Origin of the sequence: Streptomyces sp. NBRC 110028 (assembly GCF_001417735.1) — a bacterium.
Classification (GTDB): Bacteria; Actinomycetota; Actinomycetes; order Streptomycetales; family Streptomycetaceae; genus Streptomyces.
This window is the reverse complement of record NZ_BBUZ01000023.1, coordinates 148,077-167,922: the sequence shown is the minus strand read 5'-3', so window position 1 is coordinate 167,922 and position 19,846 is coordinate 148,077. Positions and strand designations below refer to the sequence as shown.

The window sequence follows — 19,846 nt, the reverse complement described above, 5'->3', positions numbered from 1 at the left end:
GGTCGAACGGATGACGACGCGTGCAGACGGCTTCCGGCGGCTTCCGGCCGGGCGGGCCACGGGGCCCGCCCGGCCGTGGTCAGCTCGGGGTCGTCACTTGACGTTGACGCCGCCCCAGGCGTTGTTGACCGCCTTGTACTCGGTGCTGTTGGCGCCGTACAGCTTCTTCGCGGCGTTGAGCGTCGCGGTGCGGGCCTTGGCGTAGTTGGTGGTCGAGGTCATGTACGTGGTCAGGGCCTTGTACCAGATCTTCTCGGCCTTGGCGCGGCCGATGCCCTTGACGACCCGGCCGTCCTTGGTCGGGCTGTTGTAGGTGACACCGCCGATGACCTTGCGGCCACTGCCCTCGGCCAGCAGGTAGAAGAAGTGGTTGGCGATGCCGGAGGTGAAGTGCGGGTCGTCCTCGCCGACGCCGCTCTTCCAGTAGTCGTAGGACAGCCCGTCCTTGCTGGGCTTGTCCATGTAGCGCAGCGGGGTGCCGTCGCCGTTGATGTCGATCTTCTCGCCGATGAGGTAGTCGCCGGGGTCCTTGGCGTTCTTGGAGTAGAACTCGACGGCGGTGCCGAAGATGTCGGAGGTGGCCTCGTTGAGGCCGCCGGACTCGCCGGAGTACTCCAGGTTGGCGGTGGCCGAGGTGAGGCCGTGGCTCATCTCGTGGCCCGCGACGTCCAGCGAGGTGAGCGGCTTCTTGTTGCCCTCGCCGTCGCCGTAGGTCATGCAGAAGCAGGCGTCGTCCCAGAAGGCGTTCTGGTACGCGTCACCGTAGTGGACGCGGGAGTACGCGGCCTTGCCGTTGCCCTTGATGCCGTTGCGGCCGAGGACCTTCTTGTAGTAGTCCCAGGTCATGGCGGCGCCGTACTGGACGTCCACGGCGGCGGTCTGCGCGATGGTGGGCTTGCCGTTGCCCCAGACGTTGTCGGGGTCGTAGAACGCCGACCCCTTCTTGTTTTCGTCCCACGAGTGCTTGGAGTTGTACGTCAGGTGACCGCCGCGCGCGGTGTCCTTCATCAGCCACTGGCTGCCGCTCTTGACCGCGCCGACGGCGACCTTGCCGTTGTGCTGGCCGGTGCCGGTGCCGGTCTCGATGGCCTGGTACTCGTACAGCTTCTTGCCGCTGTCGGCGTCGGTGATGACGTGCAGCCGGCTCGGCGTGCCGTCCTTCTGGAGGCCGCCGATGACGGTCTCGTACGCGAGGACGGGCTTGCCGGTGGCGGCCCAGATCACCTTGCGCGGGGCGCGCTCGGTGGTGGCGCCGGTGACATCGGCGGCCTTCGCGGCGGCCAGGGCGGTGCGCTGGGCACCGGAGGCGGCGAAGGAGGCGCGGGTGTCGGCGACCTTGATGCGCGCGTCGGTGGCCTTGGTGACGCCCTCCTCGGCGCCGCTGGGCGCCTGGTGGACGATCAGGTCGCCGCCGAGGACCGGCAGTCCGTCGTAGGTGCGCTCGTAGCGGGTGTGGAGGGAGCCGTCGGCGTCCTTGACGACGTCACGGACGATCAGCTTCTCCTTGCCGCCGAGCCCGAGGGACGCGGCGGTGCCGGACGGGGGAGTGGCCGCGCCCGCGGGGGCCGCGGTGGCACCGGCGGCGAGCAGGGAGGCGGCCAGGGTGGCCGCTCCGGCGGCGAGGGCGGTACGCGAGCGTCTGTGGCGGGATATACCGGATATAGCAGACGTCGAGCGTGAATCCACGCGTATCTCCTGTTGTCATGGGAGGTTGGCCGACGTGTCGGTCAACCGGGCAAAGATGTGTCTTTGCTGTGAAGAAAACATACCGGTGCCCGGGGACAATCCCCGGGCACCGGCCGCATGTCGTGCGTTACGCATCGGTAACGCCGTTGCGTCTACTTCACGTTGACCCCGGCCCAGGCGGCGTCGACGCCCTTGGACTCGGGGCTGTCCTTCCCATAGAGGTCGTTCGCGGCCTTCTGGGTTGCCTCACGCGCCGCGTGATAGTCCGTGGTGGAGGTCATGTACGTGGTCAGGGCCTTGAACCAGATCTTCTCGGCCTTGTCCCGCCCGATGCCCTCGACCTTCTTGCCGTCCGAGGTCGGGCTGTCGTACTTGACGCCACCGATCTCCTTGGCGCCGCTGCCCTCGGACAGCAGGTAGAAGAAGTGGTTGGCGACACCGGAGGAGTAGTGGACGTCGAGGTCGCCGACCTTCTCGGACCAGGCGTCCGCGGACTCGCCGTCCTTGCTGGGCTTGTCCATGTAGCGCAGCGGGGTGCCGTCGCCGTTGATGTCGATCTTCTCGCCGATGAGGTAGTCACCGGGGTCTTCGGTGTTCTTGGCGTTGAACTCGACGGCGGAGCCGAAGATGTCGGAGGTGGCCTCGTTGAGGCCGCCGGACTCGCCGCTGTACTCCAGGCCCGCGGTCTTGGAGGTGACGCCGTGGGTCATCTCGTGCGCCGCGACGTCCAGGGCGGTCAGCGGGGCCTTGTTGCCCTCGCCGTCGCCGTACGTCATGCAGAAGCAGGAGTCTTCCCAGAACGCGTTGACGTAGCTCTCGCCGTAGTGGACGCGGGACGTGGCGGCCTTGCCGTCGCCGCCGATGCCGTCGCGGCCGTGCACCTTCTTGTAGTAGTCCCAGGTGGTGGCGGCGCCGTAGTGGGCGTCCACGGCGGCGGTCTGCGGGTCGTCGCCCTTGCCGTTGCCCCAAGCGTCGTCCTCGTCGGTGAACGCCTTGCCCTCGCCGTCCTCCTTGTTCTCCAGGTCGAGGGTCTTGTGGCCGCCGCGGCCGGCGTCGGTCAGGGTGTAGCCGCTGCCTTCCTTGGAGGTGCCCAGCTCGACCTTGCCGCTGTACTCGCTCTGGCCGCTGCCGGTTTCGACGCCCTGGCGCTCGTAGAGCTTCTTGCCGGTGGCCGCGTCGGTGATGACGTGCAGCTCGTTCGGGGTGCCGTCCTTCTGGACGCCGCCGACGACGGTTTCGTACGCCAGGACCGGCTTGCCGGTGGCGGCCCAGATCACCTTGTGCGGGGTCCGCGCCTTCGCCTGTGTGCTGCGCTGCGCCTCGGCGGCCTTCACGGCGGTCCGCGCGGCGGCGCCGGGCGCCGCCTCGGCCCGGGTGGTGGCGACCTTGACGGCGGCCTCGGTGGCCTTGCTGACGCCGGTCACCTTGCCGCTTCCGGCCTGGTGGACCACCAGGTCGCCGCCGAGGACGGGGAGTCCGTCGTAGGTGCGGTCGTAGCGGGTGTGGGTGGTGCCGTCGGCGTCCTTGATGACGTCCTTGACGACCAGCTTTTCCTTCGCGCCGAGGCCGAGGGCCTTCGCCGTGTCGGCCTTGGTGGCGTTCGCGTCGCGCAGCAGTTCGGCGCGGGCGGACGCGGTGAGCTTGACGGGCTGGGCGCCCGCCCTGGCCCCCGCGTCGGCCGGTGCGGCACCGGCCGATCCGGTGGTCAGTCCGGTGGCCAGCAGCGCGGCGGTGGCGACCGCGGCACCGGCGGCGATCGCCGAACGGCCCTTTCCGCCCCCGGATATGGGCATGCTGAAGTTCTTGCTCACGCTAACTCCCTCGTTGCTGTGGGGGGTCAGTGCCGGTCAGCGGGAAGCGCGGCTCGGCACTGAACAAGAGGTACTGGTGCGTAATGCGTGGGCAGACTGTCATACAAGCCGCGGACATGTCACGGGTTTCCCGGCGGGTCTGGCGGAATTTGTGCAGGGAAACGCGCAGGGAAACGCGCATGGAGACGCCGCCAGGAGGAGTCGGGTCACTCCTGGCGGCGCCTGGTTCTGGTGGTTCACCGCCGCGAAGGGCGAGGGTGCGGATGGGGTTGCGGACGGTGTGTCAGAAGGTCAGCTTCCAGCCGTTGATGGTGCCGGAGTCCTGCGGGTAGATGTCCTGGACCTTCAGGTCCCAGGTGCCGACCGCGGTCTCGGAGGAGGCGTCCACGGTGTACGTGGCCTTCACGTCGTCCGCCGAGTCGGAGATGCTGGAGTCCTTGAGCCGGTAGGCCGTACCGTCCGGGGCGATCAGGTCGATCACCAGGTCACCGCGGTAGCTGTGGGTGATGTCCACGGCCACCTGGAGGGCGGACGGGGCGTTCCCGGCCCGGGTCACGGTGACCGGGGAGGTGACGGCGTCGCCCCCGTCCGGAATGGCGACGTCCGTGGTGTTCTCGAAGACGTTGCCGCTGGTGGTGGTGACGGTCCAGGTGAACGACGCGGTGCCGGTCCTGCCCGCCGAGTCGGTCACCGTCACGGTCACCGCGCTTGCGCCCTCGGCGGTCGGGGTGCCGGAGATCAGACCGGTGGCGGAGTCGAGCGCGAGGCCCGCCGGCAGCCCGGTGGCCGCGTAGCTCAGCGCGCCCGGGTTGGAACTGGTGGCCTTGATCTGCGCGCTGGTGGCCTGGCCGACGATGCTGGTCTGGTCGCCGGGCGGGGTGACGGTGACGCCCTCGGCGATGCGGGTGCCGACGTTCACCCCGGCCCAGGCGTTCGCCACCGCGTTGTACTGGGGGCCGCCCTGGCCGTACAGCTCGCCCGCCGCCCACAGCGTCGCCTCGCGCGCGGCGGCGTAGTCGGTGATGGACGTCATGCGCTGGCTGAGCGCCTTGAACCACACCTGCTCGGCGGCGTCCCGGCCGATGCCGGTGACCGGCAGCCCGTCGGAGGTCGGGCTGTTGTAGCTGACGCCGTTGATCTCCTTGGCGCCGCTGCCCTCGGAGAGCAGGTAGAAGAAGTGGTTGGCGATACCGGACGAGTAGTGCACGTCCACGTTGCCGACGCCCGCGTACCAGTTGTCCTTGGAGGCGCCGTCCTTGCTGGGCTTGTCCATGTAGCGCAGCGGGGTGCCGTCGCCGTTGATGTCGATCTTCTCGCCGACGAGGTAGTCGCCCACGTCGGACGCGTTGTCCGCGGCGAACTCGACCGCAGCGGCGAAGATGTCGGAGGTGCCCTCGTTGAGGCCGCCGGACTCGCCGCTGTAGACCAGTCTGGCGGTGGCCGCGGTGACACCGTGGCTCATCTCGTGCGCCGCCACGTCGATCGAGGTCAGCGGCTTGGCGTTGCCGGAGCCGTCGCCGTACGTCATGCAGAAGCAGGCGTCCTGCCAGAAGGCGTTGACATAGCCGCTGCTGTAGTGGACCCGGGAGTACGCGCCCACGCCGTCGCCCCGGATGCCGGTGCGGCCGTGCACGTTCTTGTAGTAGTCCCACGTCTCGGCGGCGCCGTAGTGGGCGTCGACCCCGGCGGTGGCGGCGTCGGCGGTGGTGCCGCTGCCCCAGACGTCGTCGGCGTCGGTGAACAGGGTGCCGGTGCCCGAGGTGCCGCGGTTCAGGTTGTACGTCTTGTGGCTGCCGCGCCCGGCGTCGGTCAGGTTGTACGAGCCCGCGCTGCCCGAGGTGCCGAGGGCGACCTGCCCGCTGTACTGGCTCTTGCCGGTGCCGTTCTTGACGCCCTGGTACTGGAACAGCTTGCTTCCGGTGGCCGCGTCGCTGATGACGTGCAGCTCGTTGGGCGTGCCGTCCTCCTGGAGGCCGCCGACGACGGTCTCGTACGCGAGCGTCGGCCTGCCGTCCGCCGCCCAGATCACCTTGCGCGGCGCCCGCCGCGCCGCGGTCTTCCGCGAGCCCTGCGCGTCCGCCGCCTTCACGGCGGCCTTCTCGGCGGTGGCGGGCTCGACGGCCGCGGTGGTCGTCGGGATCGTCAGGCGGGCCTTGGTGGCCTTCGCGACCGTCTCCACCGCGCCGCCCTCGGCGCGGTCCACGACCAGATCGCCGCCGAGGACGGGAAGCCCGGCGTAGGTGCGTTCGTAGCGGGTGTGAGTGGTGCCGTCGGCGTCCTTGATGACGTCCCTGACGACCAGCTTCTCCCGGGACCCGAGGTCCAGCGTCCTCGCGGTGGCGGCCTTCGCGGAGGCGGTGTCGGCGGCGCGGATCAGCGTGGTGCGGGCCGCGGGGGACAGCTGCGCGGGCAGCGCGCCGGGGCGGGCCTTGGCGGCCATCGTGCCGCCCGCGGCGGTGGCGGCGTCCCCCGCGCGTGCGGTCGCGGGACCGGTCTGGACACCGACGACGATCATCGCGGCGGCGGCCATTAGGGCGCCGGCCGTGGCGCGGTGTCGATGGGGTCTGTGAGGTCTGAGGTGCCGTTGGGGGAAGAGGCTCACGCTGACTCCTTCTGCGCTGGCCGCGCGATGGCACGGCCGTCCGGGCAGGACATGGCGGAGCAGGTGGTACGGCGTGGGGGGACCGTGGGGGGACGGGGGACGGGGGACGGGGGACGGGGGATGGGGGGTGGCCCGAGGCCGCGAGCTGTGGAAGTGCCGCACCTCGGTCGAGGGAAGGGTGCCATCATTGGACTCAACCTGTCAGGAGCGCGACAACAGGTTGACCGGAAAGTGTCCGTTGACACGTGTGCTGTATCCGCATATCGGATAAAGGAGTTCGGTCCGAGCCACGTCCGCCGCGAGCGCGTCACACGAGACTGTCCCGCCACGCCTGGTGCAGCGTCGCGAAGCGGCCCTCGCCCGCTATGAGGGCGCCGGGGGCGCCGTCCTCGACGACGCGGCCGTCGGCCATCACGAGCACCCGGTCGGCGATCTCCACCGTGGAGAGGCGGTGGGCGATGACGACGGCGGTGCGGCCGCGCAGCACCGTGTCCATGGCGCGCTGGACGGCGCGTTCGCCCGGGATGTCGAGGGAGGACGTGGCCTCGTCGAGGATGAGGACGGCGGGGTCGGCGAGGAGGGCGCGGGCGAAGGCGACCAGCTGGCGCTGGCCCGCGGAGATCCGGCCGCCGCGCTTGCGCACGTCGGTGTCGTAGCCGTCGGGCAGGGCGGTGATGAAGTCGTGCGCGCCGATGGCCTTGGCGGCCTGCTCGACCTCGGCGCGGGTGGCGTCGGGGCGGCCGATGGTGATGTTCTCGGCGACCGTGCCCGAGAACAGGAACGCCTCCTGGGTCACCATGACCACCCCGCGGCGCAGTTCGGGCGTGGCCAGGTCGCGCAGGTCGACGCCGTCGAGCAGCACCCGGCCGTCGGTGGGGTCGTAGAAGCGGGCGAGCAGCTTGGCGAGGGTCGACTTGCCCGCGCCGGTCGCGCCCACCACGGCGACCGTCTGTCCCGCGGGCAGGGTGAGGTCGAAGCGGGGCAGCACCTCGCCCCCGGTGCGGTACGCGAAGCGCACCCCGTCGAAGACGACCTCGCGGCCGGGCGCCCGGGCGGGGCGCGGCGGCAGGGGCCGGGGGTCGGCCGGTTCGGGGACGGAGGGGCGCTGGGCCAGCAGGCCCGCGATCTTCTCCAGGGAGGCGGCGGCGGACTGATAGGAGTTGAGGAACATGCCCAGGCGGTCGATCGGGTCGTACAGCCTGCGCAGATACAGCGCGGCCGCGGCCAGCACGCCCAGCTCCAGACCGCCCGAGGCGACCCGGTAGGCGCCCCACAGCACGATGGCCGCGACCGCCGTGTTGGCGATCAGCCGGGAGCCGACCACATAGCGGGCCATCTCCAGGACCGCGGTCCCGTTGATCCGCTGGTGGCGGCCGTTCAGCTCGTCGAAGCGGGCGTCGTTGGCGCGCTCGCGGCGGAAGGCCTGCACCGGGCGGATGCCGTTCATGGTCTCGGTGAAGGCGACGATGACCGCGGCGGTGGCCGTCGACCGCGCGCGGTAGACGCGCGCCGACCGGCGTCGGAAGGAGCGGATGAGCAGATACAGCGGCCAGAACGAGAGCACCGCCGCGCCGCCGAGCCCCCAGTCCAGGTACAGCAGGGTGAGGGCGATGTAGACGACGGACAGCGCGATGCCGAGCAGCTCCTCAAGGCCCTCGTTCAGCAGCTCCCGCAGCGATTCGACGTCCGTCGTGGTGCGGGAGATGAGCCGCCCGGAGGTGTACCGGTCGTGGAAGTCCACGCTGAGGACCTGGACGTGGCGGTAGATCCGGCTCCGCAGGTCCAGCAGCACGTCCTGGCTGATGCGGGCGGAGACGCGGATGAACGCGAACTGGAGGCCGCCGGAGGCGAGCGCGCAGCCCAGGTATCCGGCGCCGACGGCGATGAGCGGCCCGTGGTCGCCGTCCCGGAAGGCGGGCACCGCGCGGTCGATGGCGAACGCGACGAGCAGCGGGCCCGCCTGCACCGCGGCCTGCTGCAGCAGCAGGAGGACGGCCGCGAGCCGGACGCGGGCGCGGCGCGGGGCGAGCAGCGAGCGCAGCAGCGACAGGGAGGCGCCCTTGGGCGCGGGCAGCACATCGTGGTCGAAGGGGTCCTCCGGCGCCGGGCGCTCCTGCGGGACCGTGCTCTTGTCGGCGTCCCCGGTCTCCCTGGCGTCCTCGGACGTCGTCATGGGCCGTCCTCTCCGTTTCCGCCCTCGTGGTCGTCCTCGCCGTCCTGTCCCGCCATCAGCGCCCGGTAGGCGGCGCTGTCCCGCAGCAGTTGGTGGTGGGTGCCGACGGCGGCGATACGGCCCTCCTCCAGCAGCGCCACCCGGTCGGCCAGCAGCACCGTCGACGGCCGGTGCGCGACGACCAGCGCGGTCGTCGTCGCGAGGACCTGCCGCAGCGCGGCCTCCACCCGCGCCTCGGTGTGCACGTCCAGGGCGGACAGCGGGTCGTCCAGCACCAGGAAGCGCGGTGCGCCGACGACGGCGCGGGCCAGCGCGAGCCGCTGCCGCTGCCCGCCGGACAGGCTCAGCCCCTGCTCGCCCACCTCGGTGTCGGTGCCGCGCGGCAGGGCGTGCACGAACTCGGCCTGGGCCACCCTCAGGGCCCGCGCCAGCGCGGCCCGGTCGGCGCCGTCCGCGCCCATCAGCACGTTCTCACCGGCCGTCGCCGAGAACAGCGTGGGCTCCTCGAAGGCGACGGCGACCAGGGCGCGCAACTCCTCGCGGGGGAGCGCGGTGATGTCCCGCCCGTCGAGGGTGATCCGCCCGCGCGTCACCTCGTGCAGCCGGGGGACGAGCGCGGTCAGCGTGGTCTTCCCGGAGCCGGTCGCGCCGACGAGCGCCATGGTCTCGCCGGGCCGGATGTGCAGGTCGACCCCGCGCAGCACGGGCGGGGTGCCCCGGGGAGCGTCGCCGTACCGGAACTCGACCGCCTCGAACCGCAGCCCGCCCTCGCCCCGCTGCCGGGGCAGCACGGACGCCGTGTCCTCCGCCGGGCGATCGACGGTGTCCGCCGGGGTGGCGTCCATGACCTCGAAGAAGCGGTCGGTGGCCGTCGCCGAGTCCTGGCTCATCGCCAGCAGGAAGCCCAGCGACTCCACCGGCCACCGCAGCGCCAGGGCCGTGGAGAGGAAGGCGACGAGCGTGCCCGCCGAGAGGTCGCCGTCGGCGACCTGGATGGTGCCGAGGACCAGGGCCGCGCCGATCGCCAGCTCCGGCAGGGTCATGATCAGCGCCCAGATGGTGGCCAGCAGCCCCGCCTTGCGCAGCTCGGTGGCGCGCACCCGCTCCGCCAGGGCGCGGAAGGCCCGCGCCTGGCTGCGGTGGCGGCCGAAGCCCTTGACGATACGGATGCCGAGCACGCCCTCCTCGACGACCGTCGTCAGATCGCCGGTCTGGTCCTGCGCGCTGCGGGCGATGGCCGAATAGCGGGTCTCGAACAGCGAACAGAGGATCATCAGCGGCACGGCCGGGACCAGCAGCACCAGCCCCAGCGTCCACGCTTGCGCCAGCAGGATCGCGAAGCCGACCAGGATGGTGACCCCGTTGACCACCAGGAAGGTCAGCGGGAAGGCCAGGAACCTGCGCAGCAGCATCAGATCGGTCGTGGCGCGCGACAGCAGCTGGCCCGAGGCCCAGCGGTCGTGGAAGGTGACCGGCAGCCGCTGGAGGTGGCGGTAGAGGGAGGCCCGCATCGAGGCCTCGACGGACGCCAGCGGCCGCGCCACCAGCCAGCGCCGCAGCCCGAACAGCCCGGCCTCGGCCACCCCGAGGGCGAGCAGCAGCGCACCGCCCAGCCACACCCCGCCCGGTTCGCGGCCGGCGACCGGGCCGTCCACCATCCACTTGAGGACGAGCGGGATGACCAGGCCCAGGCAGGAGGCGACGACCGCGGCCGCGGCCGCGGCGAACAGCCGGGCCCGCACCGGGCGCACATAGGGCCACAGCCGCAGCAGGGAACGCGTGGTGGAGCGGTGCCGCCGGGCGGCTCCGCTCTCCTGGTCCCGGGGTGGTGCCGTCGTCACAGCCATCAGCGGCGAGACTACGGTCCGCCCCTGACAGCGCTCACTCGGTTTTTTGGCGTAGGTCCGTGGAGGCAAGAGCGCGCAGCAGCAGAACCGAGCGCTCCGGAAGCTCGATCGACGCACCCGCCGGATACCGTGCGCCCGGTGCGGCGGCCTGCTCCTCGCGCGAGGTGTCCAGGAGGAGTTCGTAGCCCGCGGCCCACGGCGGCCCGGGCAGGTGGAAGGTCAGCGGCGCGGGGCCCGCGTGGAGCAGCGCGAGGAAGGTGTCGTCGGTGACCGGCGCGCCGCGCGGATCCCGCTGCGGCAGGTCACGGCCGGAGAGGTGGACGCCGAGGGCGGTGGTGGGCGCGTACCAGTCGGATTCGGTCATCTCCTCGCCGCGCGGCGTGAACCAGGCGAGGTCGCGCACCCCGTCCGGGGGCCGGGCGCGGCCGGAGAAGAAGTCGGGCCGCCGCAGCACCGGGTGGGCGCGGCGCAGCCGGATCAGCCGGGCGGTGAGGTCGGTGAGCGCCTGCCAGCCGGGGTCGTCCAGCAGCGACCAGTCGACCCAGCCGGTGGCGTTGTCCTGGCAGTACGCGTTGTTGTTGCCGCCCTGGGTACGGCCCATCTCGTCGCCCGCGACGAGCATCGGGACGCCGGTGGACAGCAGCAGGGTGGCGAGCAGTCCGCGCAGCCTGCGGCGGCGCAGGGCGCGGATGTCCGGGTCGTCGGTCTCGCCCTCGGCGCCGCTGTTCCAGGAGCGGTTGTCGTGGGTGCCGTCGCGGTTGCCCTCGCCGTTGTCCTCGTTGTGCTTGCGCTCGTAGCTCACCAGATCGCGCAGGGTGAAGCCGTCGTGGGCGGTGATGAAGTTGACCGAGGCGCACGGCCCGCGGCCGCCGTGCCCGTACAGGTCGCTGGAGCCGGAGAGCCGGTAGCCGAGGTCGCGCGCATCGGGCAGGGCGCCGCGCCAGAAGTCCCGTACGGCGTCGCGGTAGCGGTCGTTCCACTCGGCCCACAGTGGCGGGAACGCGCCCACCTGGTAGCCGCCGGAGCCCACGTCCCAGGGCTCGGCGATCAGCTTGACGCGGCGCAGCACCGGGTCCTGGGCGATCACGGCGAGGAAGGGGGAGAGCATGTCCACCCCCGTGCCGCCGCCGTGCGTGGAGCGGGCCAGCGCGCTCGCCAGGTCGAAGCGGAAGCCGTCCACGCCCATCTCGGTGACCCAGTAGCGCAGCGAGTCGGTGATCAGCCGGAGTACGTGCGGCCGGAAGGTCTGGAGGGTGTTGCCGCAGCCGGTGAAGTCGGCGTAGCGGCGCGGGTCCTGCTGGAGCCGGTAGTAGCCGCGGTTGTCGATGCCGCGCAGCGACAGGGTCGGGCCCAGCTCGCCCGCCTCGGCGGTGTGGTTGTAGACGACGTCGAGGATCACCTCGATCCCGGCGGCGTGCAGGGCGCGCACCATCCGCCGGAACTCGCCCACCTGCTGGCCCCGGGTGCCGGTGGCCGCGTACCCGGCGTGCGGCGCGAAGTAGCCGATGGAGTTGTAGCCCCAGTAGTTGCGCAGGTGCCGCCGCAGCAGATGGTCCTCGTGCGCGAACTGGTGCACCGGCAGCAGTTCCACCGCCGTCACCCCGAGCCGGGTCAGGTGCTCGACCGCGGCGGGGTGGGCGAGCCCGGCGTACGTGCCGCGCAGCGCGGGCGGGACGCCGGGGTGGCGCATGGTGAAGCCGCGCACATGGAGTTCGTAGATCACCGACTCCGCCCAGGGGGTCTTGGGACGGCGGTCGTCGGTCCACTCGTCCGGCGGCCCGCCCCAGGCGTCGTCGTCCACGACCACGCCCTTGGGGACGTACGGGGCCGAGTCCCGCTCGTCCCGTACGGTGTCGGCGACGTGCTGCTGCGGCCAGTCCCGCACATGGCCGTAGACCTCGGCGGGCAGCGGGCCGCCGGGCGGCCCGAAGTCGCCGTCCACCGCGCGCGCGTACGGGTCCAGCAGCAGCTTGGCCGGGTTCCAGCGGGCGCCGGTCCAGGGGTCCCAGCGGCCGTGCACGCGGTAGCCGTACCGGCGGCCGGGCAGCACGCCGGGCACGAAGCCGTGCCAGACCTCATGGGTCCGCTCGGTCAGCGGATGGCGGGTCTCCGCGCCGTCGTCGTCGAACAGGCACAGCTCGACGGCCTCCGCGCCACCCGCCCACAGCGCGAAGTTGGTGCCGGGCACGCCCCCGGGACCCCGGTGCACGCGCGCGCCGAGCGGTTGCGGGCTGCCCGGCCAGACGGCGGGCCCGGCCGGCGGGGTGCCGCCGCGCGGGGCGGGCAGCGGCGCGGGCGCGGCGGGGCGGCGGAGCGCGGGCCCGGCGGCGGGCGGGTCGGGTAAGCCGTCGGTGGGCTCCAGGGTGTGCTGCTCGGCTGCTTTCGACACATGCGCCTCCGGCGGCTCGCACGGGACCGGGCTCCGCACCTCCCGTCCGGAGCCCGACGGACCGGGCGGCACCGCCCCGCGGCGTCCCGACCGCGTCCGGCTGTGCCCGGTTCAGGGGGTGTCTTGCGGATCATGCCGGGCTCCCGGCGCCCGGCACGGCACCTCGCCGCCCCGCGCTCGTCGCGCGCAGCGCCGCTGCGCTCTCCTCACGCGGGTTGCGAGCCACCGCACCGGACGACACTCGCTGATCCGGCCTGATCCACAAGACACCCCCTACCCTGTTGTGCCCGCAATCCCGCCGGCCCTCACGTATCCGCGCCGGGTGTGCCCGTCACCGGTCACGCGGCCGGCCACGGGACGGCTCCCACCTGGGACAGAACCGTAACCCTCGCAAACGATCCCGCTGTCGGTGCGATGTGATTACCTATCGGCAGGCGCGCCTCGCGCGTGTCAGGCGTGTCGGAGCCGCCGCGGGGGACTGCGGCTCCGCAGAGGGGAGATTGCTGTGGTGAAGATGCGGCCGATATCGGGGGCGGCGACCGTGCGGGGTCGCAGGGGGCTTCTCGCGTTGCTGCTCGGCGCGCTGCTGGCGCTGGTGACCGCGTGCGGCGGAGGCGGCGGTTCCGGCGACGGCGAGGCCAAGGACACCGAGGCCGCCAAGCCGCGGCCGTCCACGGCCGAGGTCAAGGTCGAGCCGGGGGACGGCGCGAAGGGCGTCGACACCGGAGGCGCGCTCAAGGTCACCGCGGCCAAGGGCACGCTGACGTCCGTGAAGGTCGAGGACGAGAAGGGCCGCGCGGTCGCCGGGAAGACCACCGGGGGCGGCACCAGCTGGCGGCCGGACGGTCGTCTGCGCGCCGCCACGACATACACGGTGGACGCCCTCGCGAAGGACGCGGACGGCCGCGCCACGCGCAAGCACACCACCTTCACCACGCTCAAGCCGAAGGAGACGTTCGTCGGCGTCTTCAGCCCCGAGGACGGCTCCACGGTCGGCGTCGGCATGCCGGTCTCGCTCCGCTTCAACCGGGGCATCACCCACCCGGCCGCGGTGGAGAAGAGCGTCAAGGTCAGCGCCTCCCCGTCGGTGCCGATCGCGAGCCACTGGTTCGGCAACGACCGGCTGGACTTCCGGCCTTCGGCGTACTGGAAGCCCGGCACCAAGGTGACCCTGAAGCTGGACCTCGACGGCGTCGAGGGCCGTCCGGGGGTGTACGGGGAGCAGCGCAAGACGGTGAAGTTCACCATCGGCCGCAGCCAGATATCCGTGGTGGACGCCAAGACCCACACGATGAAGATCAAGCGGGACGGCAAGACCCTCAAGACGCTCCCGATCACCGCGGGCGCGCCCGGCCACGAGACGTACAACGGCATCATGGTCATCAGCGAGAAGCTCGTCGTGACCCGGATGGACGGCGCGACGGTCGGCTTCAAGGGGGAGTACGACATCAAGGACGTGCCGCACGCGATGCGGCTGTCGGACTCCGGCACCTTCCTCCACGGCAACTACTGGGCGGGCCGTCCCACCTTCGGCTCGGCCAATGTCAGCCACGGCTGCGTCGGCCTCTTCGAGCAGCGCGGCGGAGGCGACCCGTCCACCCCGGCGGCCTGGTTCTTCGGCCAGTCGCTCATCGGGGACGTGGTCATCGTGAAGCATTCGGACGACGAGACGATCCAGCCGGGCAACGGGCTCAGCGACTGGAACATGTCCTGGGAGAAGTGGAAGGCGTGAGCCCGGCAGCGCCCCGGTTGTGACCAAGCGCACCGGGGCGCTCCCCGTCCGCGGCCCACTAATCTGCGGTCTATGACTGTGCATCTCCAGGTCGCCGACGGCGTGGCCACCTTCCGCCTCGACCGCCCCCCGATGAACGCGCTCGATGTCGCCACCCAGGACCGGCTGCGGGAACTCGCCGGTGAGGTGACCCGCCGGGACGACGTACGGGCCGTGGTCGTCTGGGGCGGCGAGAAGGTGTTCGCGGCGGGCGCGGACATCAAGGAGATGCGGGACATGGACCACGCCGCGATGGTGGCCCGCTCCCGCGACCTCCAGGACGCGTTCACCGCCGTCGCCCGCATCCCCAAGCCCGTGGTCGCCGCCGTCACCGGCTACGCCCTCGGCGGCGGCTGCGAGCTGGCGCTGTGCGCCGACTTCCGGATCGCCGCCGAGAACGCCAAGCTCGGCCAGCCCGAGATCCTGCTCGGACTGATCCCGGGCGCGGGCGGCACCCAGCGCCTGGCCCGACTGGTGGGCCCGTCCCGGGCCAAGGACCTCATCTTCACGGGCCGACAGGTCAAGGCCGACGAGGCCGCCGCCATCGGGCTGGTCGACCGGGTCGTACCGGCCGAGGAGGTGTACGAGCAGGCCCACGCCTGGGCGGCGAAGCTGGCCAAGGGTCCGGCGATGGCGCTGCGCGCCGCCAAGGAGGCGGTGGACGCGGGTCTCGAGACGGGCCTCGACACCGGGCTCGCCATCGAACGGAACTGGTTCGCCGGGCTGTTCGCCACCGAGGACCGGGAGATCGGGATGCGGAGCTTCGTCGAGGACGGCCCGGGCAAGGCCCGGTTCTCCTGACGGGGATTTCCCGGCCGCGCAGGTATGCCCCGTGCGGGCGAATTTCCTCGCCTGCCGCGCGGCCGCCCGATGGCCGGTTCCGGTACGCTGGGTGATCACCTATACGCGCGGTGACATCGCTGGTCAGGTGGGTGTTTTGGCTCACTGCGCTGCCAATGGCACAGCTGGGATCGGTTTGTGGAGCCTGGGGCTCCGGTGTTCGGAATCTCCTGGTTCCGCCCCGGACGGCCTTTCGGGCGGCCATCATGGGGGGCATGGCGGGCTTGGAGGGAATGGAGCAGCCGCAGCAGCGCACGGGTACGGCTGCGGTTCGGCGGTTTCCGTCCGCCGAGGAGGATCCGGCTTTCAGGGCGCTCGAACTGTTCGGGAATCCTGCGGACCAAGAGGTGCGGCTGCCCTCCCGGCCCGAATCCGCGGCCACCGCCCGGCGGTTGACCGAATTCGTGGTGCTGCGCGACTGGGGGCTCGCCTGCCAGCTCGCCGACTACGCGGTGCTGCTCGTCTCGGAACTGGTGGGCAATGCCGTACGGCACACCGGCGCCCGCACCTTCGGGCTGCGGATGCTGCGCCGTCGCGGCTGGATCCGGGTCGAGGTGCGCGATCCGTCGCGCGGGCTGCCGTGTCTGCTGCCGGTGGGGGCGCTCGACACCAGCGGGCGCGGCCTCATGCTGGTGGATCAGCTCTCCCAGCGCTGGGGCGTGGACCTGCTGCCGTGCGGCAAGACGACCTGGTTCGAGATGCGGGTGGCCGACGGCGCGTGAAGTGATCCGGTGCACCGGAAGACAAAGGGCAGAGGGCCCCACCGCCGTGTGCGGCGGTTTGGGGACCTCTGTCCGCCCCGCCGCGGAGCGGAAGGGGTGTGGCTCCGCGGCATTCGGGGGAACGACCTGGCCCGGGTCAATGGGGGTCGCTGCCCTGACTATTGCAGAACCGGCAGAACACCTCCAACTCAATCCAAGGTGAGCTGTGACACTTGCCTTGTTAATGGCGGGTAAAGGTGTGAGTTTCCCTTGCTGTTCATCTCTTGGTGGCGGCAGCGCGGAATTACCAGTGGTTCAGACCGAAACGCGCCTTACTTTCTTTGCCTGTCGGTTCTTGGCATGGCCCTGCCGACGCCTCACCATGGAACCCGCGCTACGCGCGTCACATCCCGTCAGATCCCTGATATCGGCACTGCATTCGGGAGCCCCCCATGGAAGCGCACGGCCCTGCCCCCACCCGACGCACCCTCCTCCGCACCGGCGCCGGTCTCGGCGCCGCCGCCCTCGGACTCGCCGCGACCGCCGCCACCGCCCACGCCGGTGACAGACGCCCCCGCCGCGCCGCCGCCTATCCCCCCACCCACTGGATCCCCGCCTCCACCTCCAACTACCGCGTCTCCAGCCGCCCCACGACCTATCCGATCGACTTTGTCGTCATCCATGTGACGCAGGAGACCTTCCCGGACGCGGTGAAGATCTTCCAGGACCCGGCCAAGCAGGTCTCCGCCCACTACCTGGTCGCCTCGGCCGACGGCTATATCGGGCAGTTCGTCCGCGAGAAGGACGTCGCCTGGCACGCGGGAAACAAGGACTACAACAACCGCAGCATCGGCATCGAGCACGAGGGGTGGGTGGACGACCCGGCCTGGTTCACCGATGAGATGTACGCCTCGTCCGCCGCCCTCACCGCCGCCGTCTGTGACCGCTTCGGCATCCCGAGGAACCGCGACCACATCATCGGCCACAGCGAAGTCCCCGGCGCCGACCACACCGACCCCGGTCCGCTGTGGGACTGGGACCGCTACATGGAGCTGGTCAACCAGAGCTGACCCGTGGACGCCGGCTGGGCCGCCGGCCGGGGGCCGCTAATCTGTGCGGGTCAGACTCACGCACGAAAGGGGCGGAACAGGTGGCGGACATCGAGGCGGCGCGCAAGGCGTTCGAGCGGTACGACCTCAATGGGGACGGGCTGATCACGGCGGCCGAGTACAAGAGTGTGATGGCGCAGCTGGGGGACCCGTATGTCACGGAGACCGTCGCCCAGGCCGTGATCAACGCCCATGACGGCAACGGTGACGGGCTGCTCGACTTCGACGAGTTCTGGGCCGCTCAGAACAAGGGCTGACCCCTCGGATCCGGCCATTGGTCTCCTCATCGGTTTACCCGCTGGTCCACCCATGGTCCATCCATCGGGTCCGGCCCGGGCCGCACGGCGGCGCCGCCGGCGCGTCAGCGCCAGCCGCGCCGCTGTGCGCTTGCCCGCCGCCTGCGGTCGTTGCACAGCAGGCAGCGGCCGTAGCCGGGCGGCAGCGGATCCTCCGGGTCCCCGTACAGCGGGTCGACGGCGCCATGCGGATGCCGGGCGCAGCCGGTCGTCCCCTGCGCGGGGGTCAGCGCGCCGGCCGCGGCGAGCGCCCGGCGCAGGGCGTCGGTGAGCAGCTCGGCTTCCTGGCCCGAGGGCGCGTCGTCGAGGGAGAAGACGATGTCGGACGCCGTGGTGAGCGCGCTGCGGAGTTCGCGTAGGTCTGCGTAGCTCATACCCGGCAGGGTAGGCGCCCCCACCGACAACGCCCGGCGGCCACCCCTTCGCGCCCGCCCTCACGCGCCCCTTACGCCTGGCTCTGCCCTTCCGCCCCGGGCTGCGCCGTCGCCTCGCTCTCCTGGGGCTCTTCCCCGTCGTCCCCGTCCACGAGGTCCTCGATGGCGTTCGCCACCCGGGTGACCGTGGCCCAGGTCTTCAGTGAGGCCTTGCTGGAGAAGTCCGCCACGTTCTTGTCCACCGGCCGGTCGGCGTACTGGTGGATCCGCCACTTGGCCTTGATGCGCGGCTTGCCCGCCGAGACGTAGTCGGCGATCCACAGCCCGTCCCCGGCGTACGACGTGGTGTCGTGGTTGAGCCAGAAGTTCCGGTTGCAGTACAGCATCACGCGGTGCGTGGGCCGCAGCTTCTTGACCTCCCGGATGAACCGGTCCTTCTCCGCGTTGCTGGCGCGCGTCCCCGACCCGGTGGTCTCCCAGTCCACGGCGAGCAGGTCGTGCTTCTCGGAGGCGCACTTCTCGACGAAATACCGGGCCTGCGCGGTGATGTTCCCGGGCCACAGGAAGTGGTAGAAGCCGACGACGCACCCTGCCTTCCGTGCCCGGGACGCCTGCGAGGACTGCTTCGGGTTGATGTACGACCGGCCCTCGGTCGCCTTGATGAAGACGAAGGCCAGTCCGTCCGTGTCGAAGCTGGACTGGTGCGAACTCACGTCGATGCCGTGCAGCATGGTTCCTGCCTCAAGGGGAGGTTGAAAAAGGGACGGGCGTCTCCCTTGTCATGCCCGGTCCAGAACCCTACGCAACGCTGTGGGCGTCACGCACGGTATTTGCACAAGCGGCTGATTTGGTAGGGAAATTCGTGTTTTTTCGGCGCCGCCGTGCTATGCCTCCGGCCTTGGTCCACCCTGGACATGAGTGTGCAGCACGTCGCAGGTGTACTGGAACTCCTCCGTCAACCGGTTCGCCTCGACCACCAGCACCCCGTACGGCCGTGCGGGATCGCCCAGCGGCAGGCCGTCGCTCTCCGCCTGCTCGGTGACGGCCCGCAGCTGCCGCTGCATCTCGTCGGCCAGCTCGCACAGCCGCGTGGCCTGGTCCGACAGATGCTCCTCGTCCAGCTGGGCCAGCACCCGTACGATCTCCTCCACCGATCCGAGGAACGTGCCGTGGCACCGGAGGAACCGCCGGTAGGAGTCGTCCCGCTCCTCCTCGCGCCACCGCTCCAGGCTCCTGGTGAGCGACGCCAGCTGATACGCGGCCCGCTCCAGCGCGTCCAGGACGGCGCGGTAGTTCGCGAACGACGTGCGCCCCCGGTGCTGGGGCAGCAGTCGCCGCGGATTGAACGGAACGCTCTCCTCCGCGCTCTGCAGACCCGACCTCGCCTGCGTGACCAGCGCCTGGGCGTGGTCGGACTGGGCACGCCAGTGCCGCGCGTGCTCCTCGGCGAACTCCCCGTCCCGCATCGCCGGACCCATGTCGGTCAGCAGCGTCTCCAGCGCCCCGGCCAGCGCCCGGATGCCGTACTCCGCGCTGCGGTACCGCAGCGGCGGTACGAGCACGACGTTCACCAGCAGCCCGAGCGAGCAGCCGATGAGCACCAGCAGAATGATCTGCCCCAGCTGGGTGGCCCGCTCCGTGTTGCCCGTCGCGGAGACGTACGTGGAGAACGCGAAGAACGCCGCCGTCGCCACCTGGGACCGCTGTGCCCCCAGCGCCTTCCACTGCCCGATCGTCAGCGCGATCGCGGCGACCAGGACGAACGTCACCGGATCCGTACCGGTCAGAAACCCCAGCGCCGCCTGGACCGCCACCCCCGTCACCACCGCGGCGACATAGCGCAGGGACTGCGCGATCGACTGGTACACCGTCACGTTCATGATGAGCACGGCGGAGAAGGGGGCGAACGCGGGGGACTGGGCGTGCAGCAGATCCTTCGCCGCGAACCAGGCGAGGGTGGCCGCGAGCGTGCTCTTGGCGATCAGCAGCAGCGTTTCCCGCTCCGGCCCGTGCGCGCCCGCCACCCGCCGCCCCCATTCCCGCAGCCGCCCGGACCACCCCGCCATCCGCCGCCCCTGCTCCGTCCGCTCCTCGTCCTGTCCACCGTCTGTGCTCGTCTTGCCGCTCGTCTTGCCGCTCGTCTTGCCGCTCGTCTTGCCGCTCATTGGGCTAGGGGTTCCCCCTCAGCGGCGCCTCTCACCTGGTCGGCGGGCGTCACCTGAAGCCGCTGTATGACCGCCCCGGCGC

At 71.4% G+C, this 19,846-nt stretch carries 14 protein-coding genes; 5 read left to right on the top strand and 9 right to left on the bottom strand.

Annotation, left to right across the window (positions count from 1 at the left end; all coding sequences use genetic code 11):
* Window positions 1–93: 93 nt before the first annotated feature.
* From ASC60_RS05880 to glgX, 6 genes are all read right to left on the bottom strand, one after another.
* Entirely contained in the window at window positions 94–1,686 is a 1,593-nt protein-coding gene (locus tag ASC60_RS05880; protein ID WP_079038213.1) for a M4 family metallopeptidase, read from the bottom strand.
* A 152-nt stretch (window positions 1,687–1,838) separates the two neighbouring features.
* The gene (locus ASC60_RS05875) at window positions 1,839–3,479 is read right to left on the bottom strand and encodes a M4 family metallopeptidase (RefSeq protein ID WP_055548683.1); all 1,641 of its coding nucleotides are present in this window, start codon (window positions 3,477–3,479) and stop codon (window positions 1,839–1,841) included.
* Window positions 3,480–3,780: 301 nt separating this feature from the next.
* Entirely contained in the window at window positions 3,781–6,027 is a 2,247-nt protein-coding gene (locus ASC60_RS05870; RefSeq protein ID WP_055547517.1) for a M4 family metallopeptidase, read from the bottom strand.
* Window positions 6,028–6,406: 379 nt separating this feature from the next.
* Window positions 6,407–8,272: an ABC transporter ATP-binding protein gene (locus tag ASC60_RS05865; protein WP_055547515.1), complete on the bottom strand. Its 1,866-nt coding sequence runs from the start codon at window positions 8,270–8,272 to the stop codon at window positions 6,407–6,409.
* The gene (locus tag ASC60_RS05860; protein WP_055547514.1) at window positions 8,269–10,119 is read right to left on the bottom strand and encodes an ABC transporter ATP-binding protein; all 1,851 of its coding nucleotides are present in this window, start codon (window positions 10,117–10,119) and stop codon (window positions 8,269–8,271) included. Before ASC60_RS05860 ends, ASC60_RS05865 begins: the two co-directional genes overlap by 4 nt.
* 34 nt (window positions 10,120–10,153) lie before the next feature.
* Window positions 10,154–12,508: a glycogen debranching protein GlgX gene (glgX, locus tag ASC60_RS05855; protein WP_055547512.1), complete on the bottom strand. Its 2,355-nt coding sequence runs from the start codon at window positions 12,506–12,508 to the stop codon at window positions 10,154–10,156.
* Between the two features lie 508 nt (window positions 12,509–13,016).
* Here glgX and ASC60_RS05850 point away from each other — a divergent pair.
* The 5 genes from ASC60_RS05850 to ASC60_RS05830 all read left to right on the top strand — a co-directional run bounded on the left by ASC60_RS05850 (window position 13,017) and on the right by ASC60_RS05830 (window position 17,186).
* Entirely contained in the window at window positions 13,017–14,240 is a 1,224-nt protein-coding gene (locus ASC60_RS05850; RefSeq protein WP_370592887.1) for an Ig-like domain-containing protein, read from the top strand.
* A 72-nt stretch (window positions 14,241–14,312) separates the two neighbouring features.
* Window positions 14,313–15,080: an enoyl-CoA hydratase/isomerase family protein gene (locus ASC60_RS05845; RefSeq protein WP_055547510.1), complete on the top strand. Its 768-nt coding sequence runs from the start codon at window positions 14,313–14,315 to the stop codon at window positions 15,078–15,080.
* Window positions 15,081–15,334: 254 nt separating this feature from the next.
* Window positions 15,335–15,841 carry an ATP-binding protein gene (locus tag ASC60_RS05840; protein WP_079038212.1) on the top strand — a complete coding sequence of 169 codons (507 nt, stop codon included), beginning with the start codon at window positions 15,335–15,337 and terminating at the stop codon, window positions 15,839–15,841.
* A gap of 431 nt (window positions 15,842–16,272) precedes the next feature.
* Window positions 16,273–16,890: an N-acetylmuramoyl-L-alanine amidase gene (locus ASC60_RS05835; protein WP_055547508.1), complete on the top strand. Its 618-nt coding sequence runs from the start codon at window positions 16,273–16,275 to the stop codon at window positions 16,888–16,890.
* Window positions 16,891–16,970: 80 nt separating this feature from the next.
* Complete coding sequence (locus tag ASC60_RS05830) at window positions 16,971–17,186, top strand: EF-hand domain-containing protein (protein WP_055547506.1); 216 nt, start codon at window positions 16,971–16,973, stop codon at window positions 17,184–17,186.
* A gap of 104 nt (window positions 17,187–17,290) precedes the next feature.
* On the opposite strand, the gene ASC60_RS05825 is transcribed toward ASC60_RS05830, so the two are convergent.
* The 3 genes from ASC60_RS05825 to ASC60_RS05815 all read right to left on the bottom strand — a co-directional run bounded on the left by ASC60_RS05825 (window position 17,291) and on the right by ASC60_RS05815 (window position 19,665).
* A complete protein-coding gene (locus ASC60_RS05825; RefSeq protein ID WP_055547503.1) occupies window positions 17,291–17,599 on the bottom strand; it encodes a hypothetical protein in 309 nt (102 codons plus the stop codon).
* 71 nt (window positions 17,600–17,670) lie between these two features.
* Entirely contained in the window at window positions 17,671–18,330 is a 660-nt protein-coding gene (locus ASC60_RS05820) for a glycoside hydrolase family 25 protein (protein WP_055547501.1), read from the bottom strand.
* A 153-nt stretch (window positions 18,331–18,483) separates the two neighbouring features.
* Window positions 18,484–19,665 carry an aromatic acid exporter family protein gene (locus tag ASC60_RS05815; protein WP_055548677.1) on the bottom strand — a complete coding sequence of 394 codons (1,182 nt, stop codon included), beginning with the start codon at window positions 19,663–19,665 and terminating at the stop codon, window positions 18,484–18,486.
* Window positions 19,666–19,846 lie beyond the last annotated feature (181 nt).

What these genes read in the sequence shown, in the direction of transcription:
- ASC60_RS05875 (WP_055548683.1), bottom strand. Translation starts at nt 3,479, where the DNA reads ATGCCCATATCCGGGGGCGGAAAGGGCCGTTCGGCGATCGCCGCCGGT.
- ASC60_RS05870 (WP_055547517.1), bottom strand. Translation starts at nt 6,027, where the DNA reads ATGGCCGCCGCCGCGATGATCGTCGTCGGTGTCCAGACCGGTCCCGCG.
- ASC60_RS05865 (WP_055547515.1), bottom strand. Translation starts at nt 8,272, where the DNA reads ATGACGACGTCCGAGGACGCCAGGGAGACCGGGGACGCCGACAAGAGC.
- ASC60_RS05860 (WP_055547514.1), bottom strand. Translation starts at nt 10,119, where the DNA reads ATGGCTGTGACGACGGCACCACCCCGGGACCAGGAGAGCGGAGCCGCC.
- ASC60_RS05845 (WP_055547510.1), top strand. Translation starts at nt 14,313, where the DNA reads ATGACTGTGCATCTCCAGGTCGCCGACGGCGTGGCCACCTTCCGCCTC.
- ASC60_RS05840 (WP_079038212.1), top strand. Translation starts at nt 15,335, where the DNA reads ATGGCGGGCTTGGAGGGAATGGAGCAGCCGCAGCAGCGCACGGGTACG.
- ASC60_RS05835 (WP_055547508.1), top strand. Translation starts at nt 16,273, where the DNA reads ATGGAAGCGCACGGCCCTGCCCCCACCCGACGCACCCTCCTCCGCACC.
- ASC60_RS05825 (WP_055547503.1), bottom strand. Translation starts at nt 17,599, where the DNA reads ATGAGCTACGCAGACCTACGCGAACTCCGCAGCGCGCTCACCACGGCG.
- ASC60_RS05820 (WP_055547501.1), bottom strand. Translation starts at nt 18,330, where the DNA reads ATGCTGCACGGCATCGACGTGAGTTCGCACCAGTCCAGCTTCGACACG.
- ASC60_RS05815 (WP_055548677.1), bottom strand. Translation starts at nt 19,665, where the DNA reads ATGGCGGGGTGGTCCGGGCGGCTGCGGGAATGGGGGCGGCGGGTGGCG.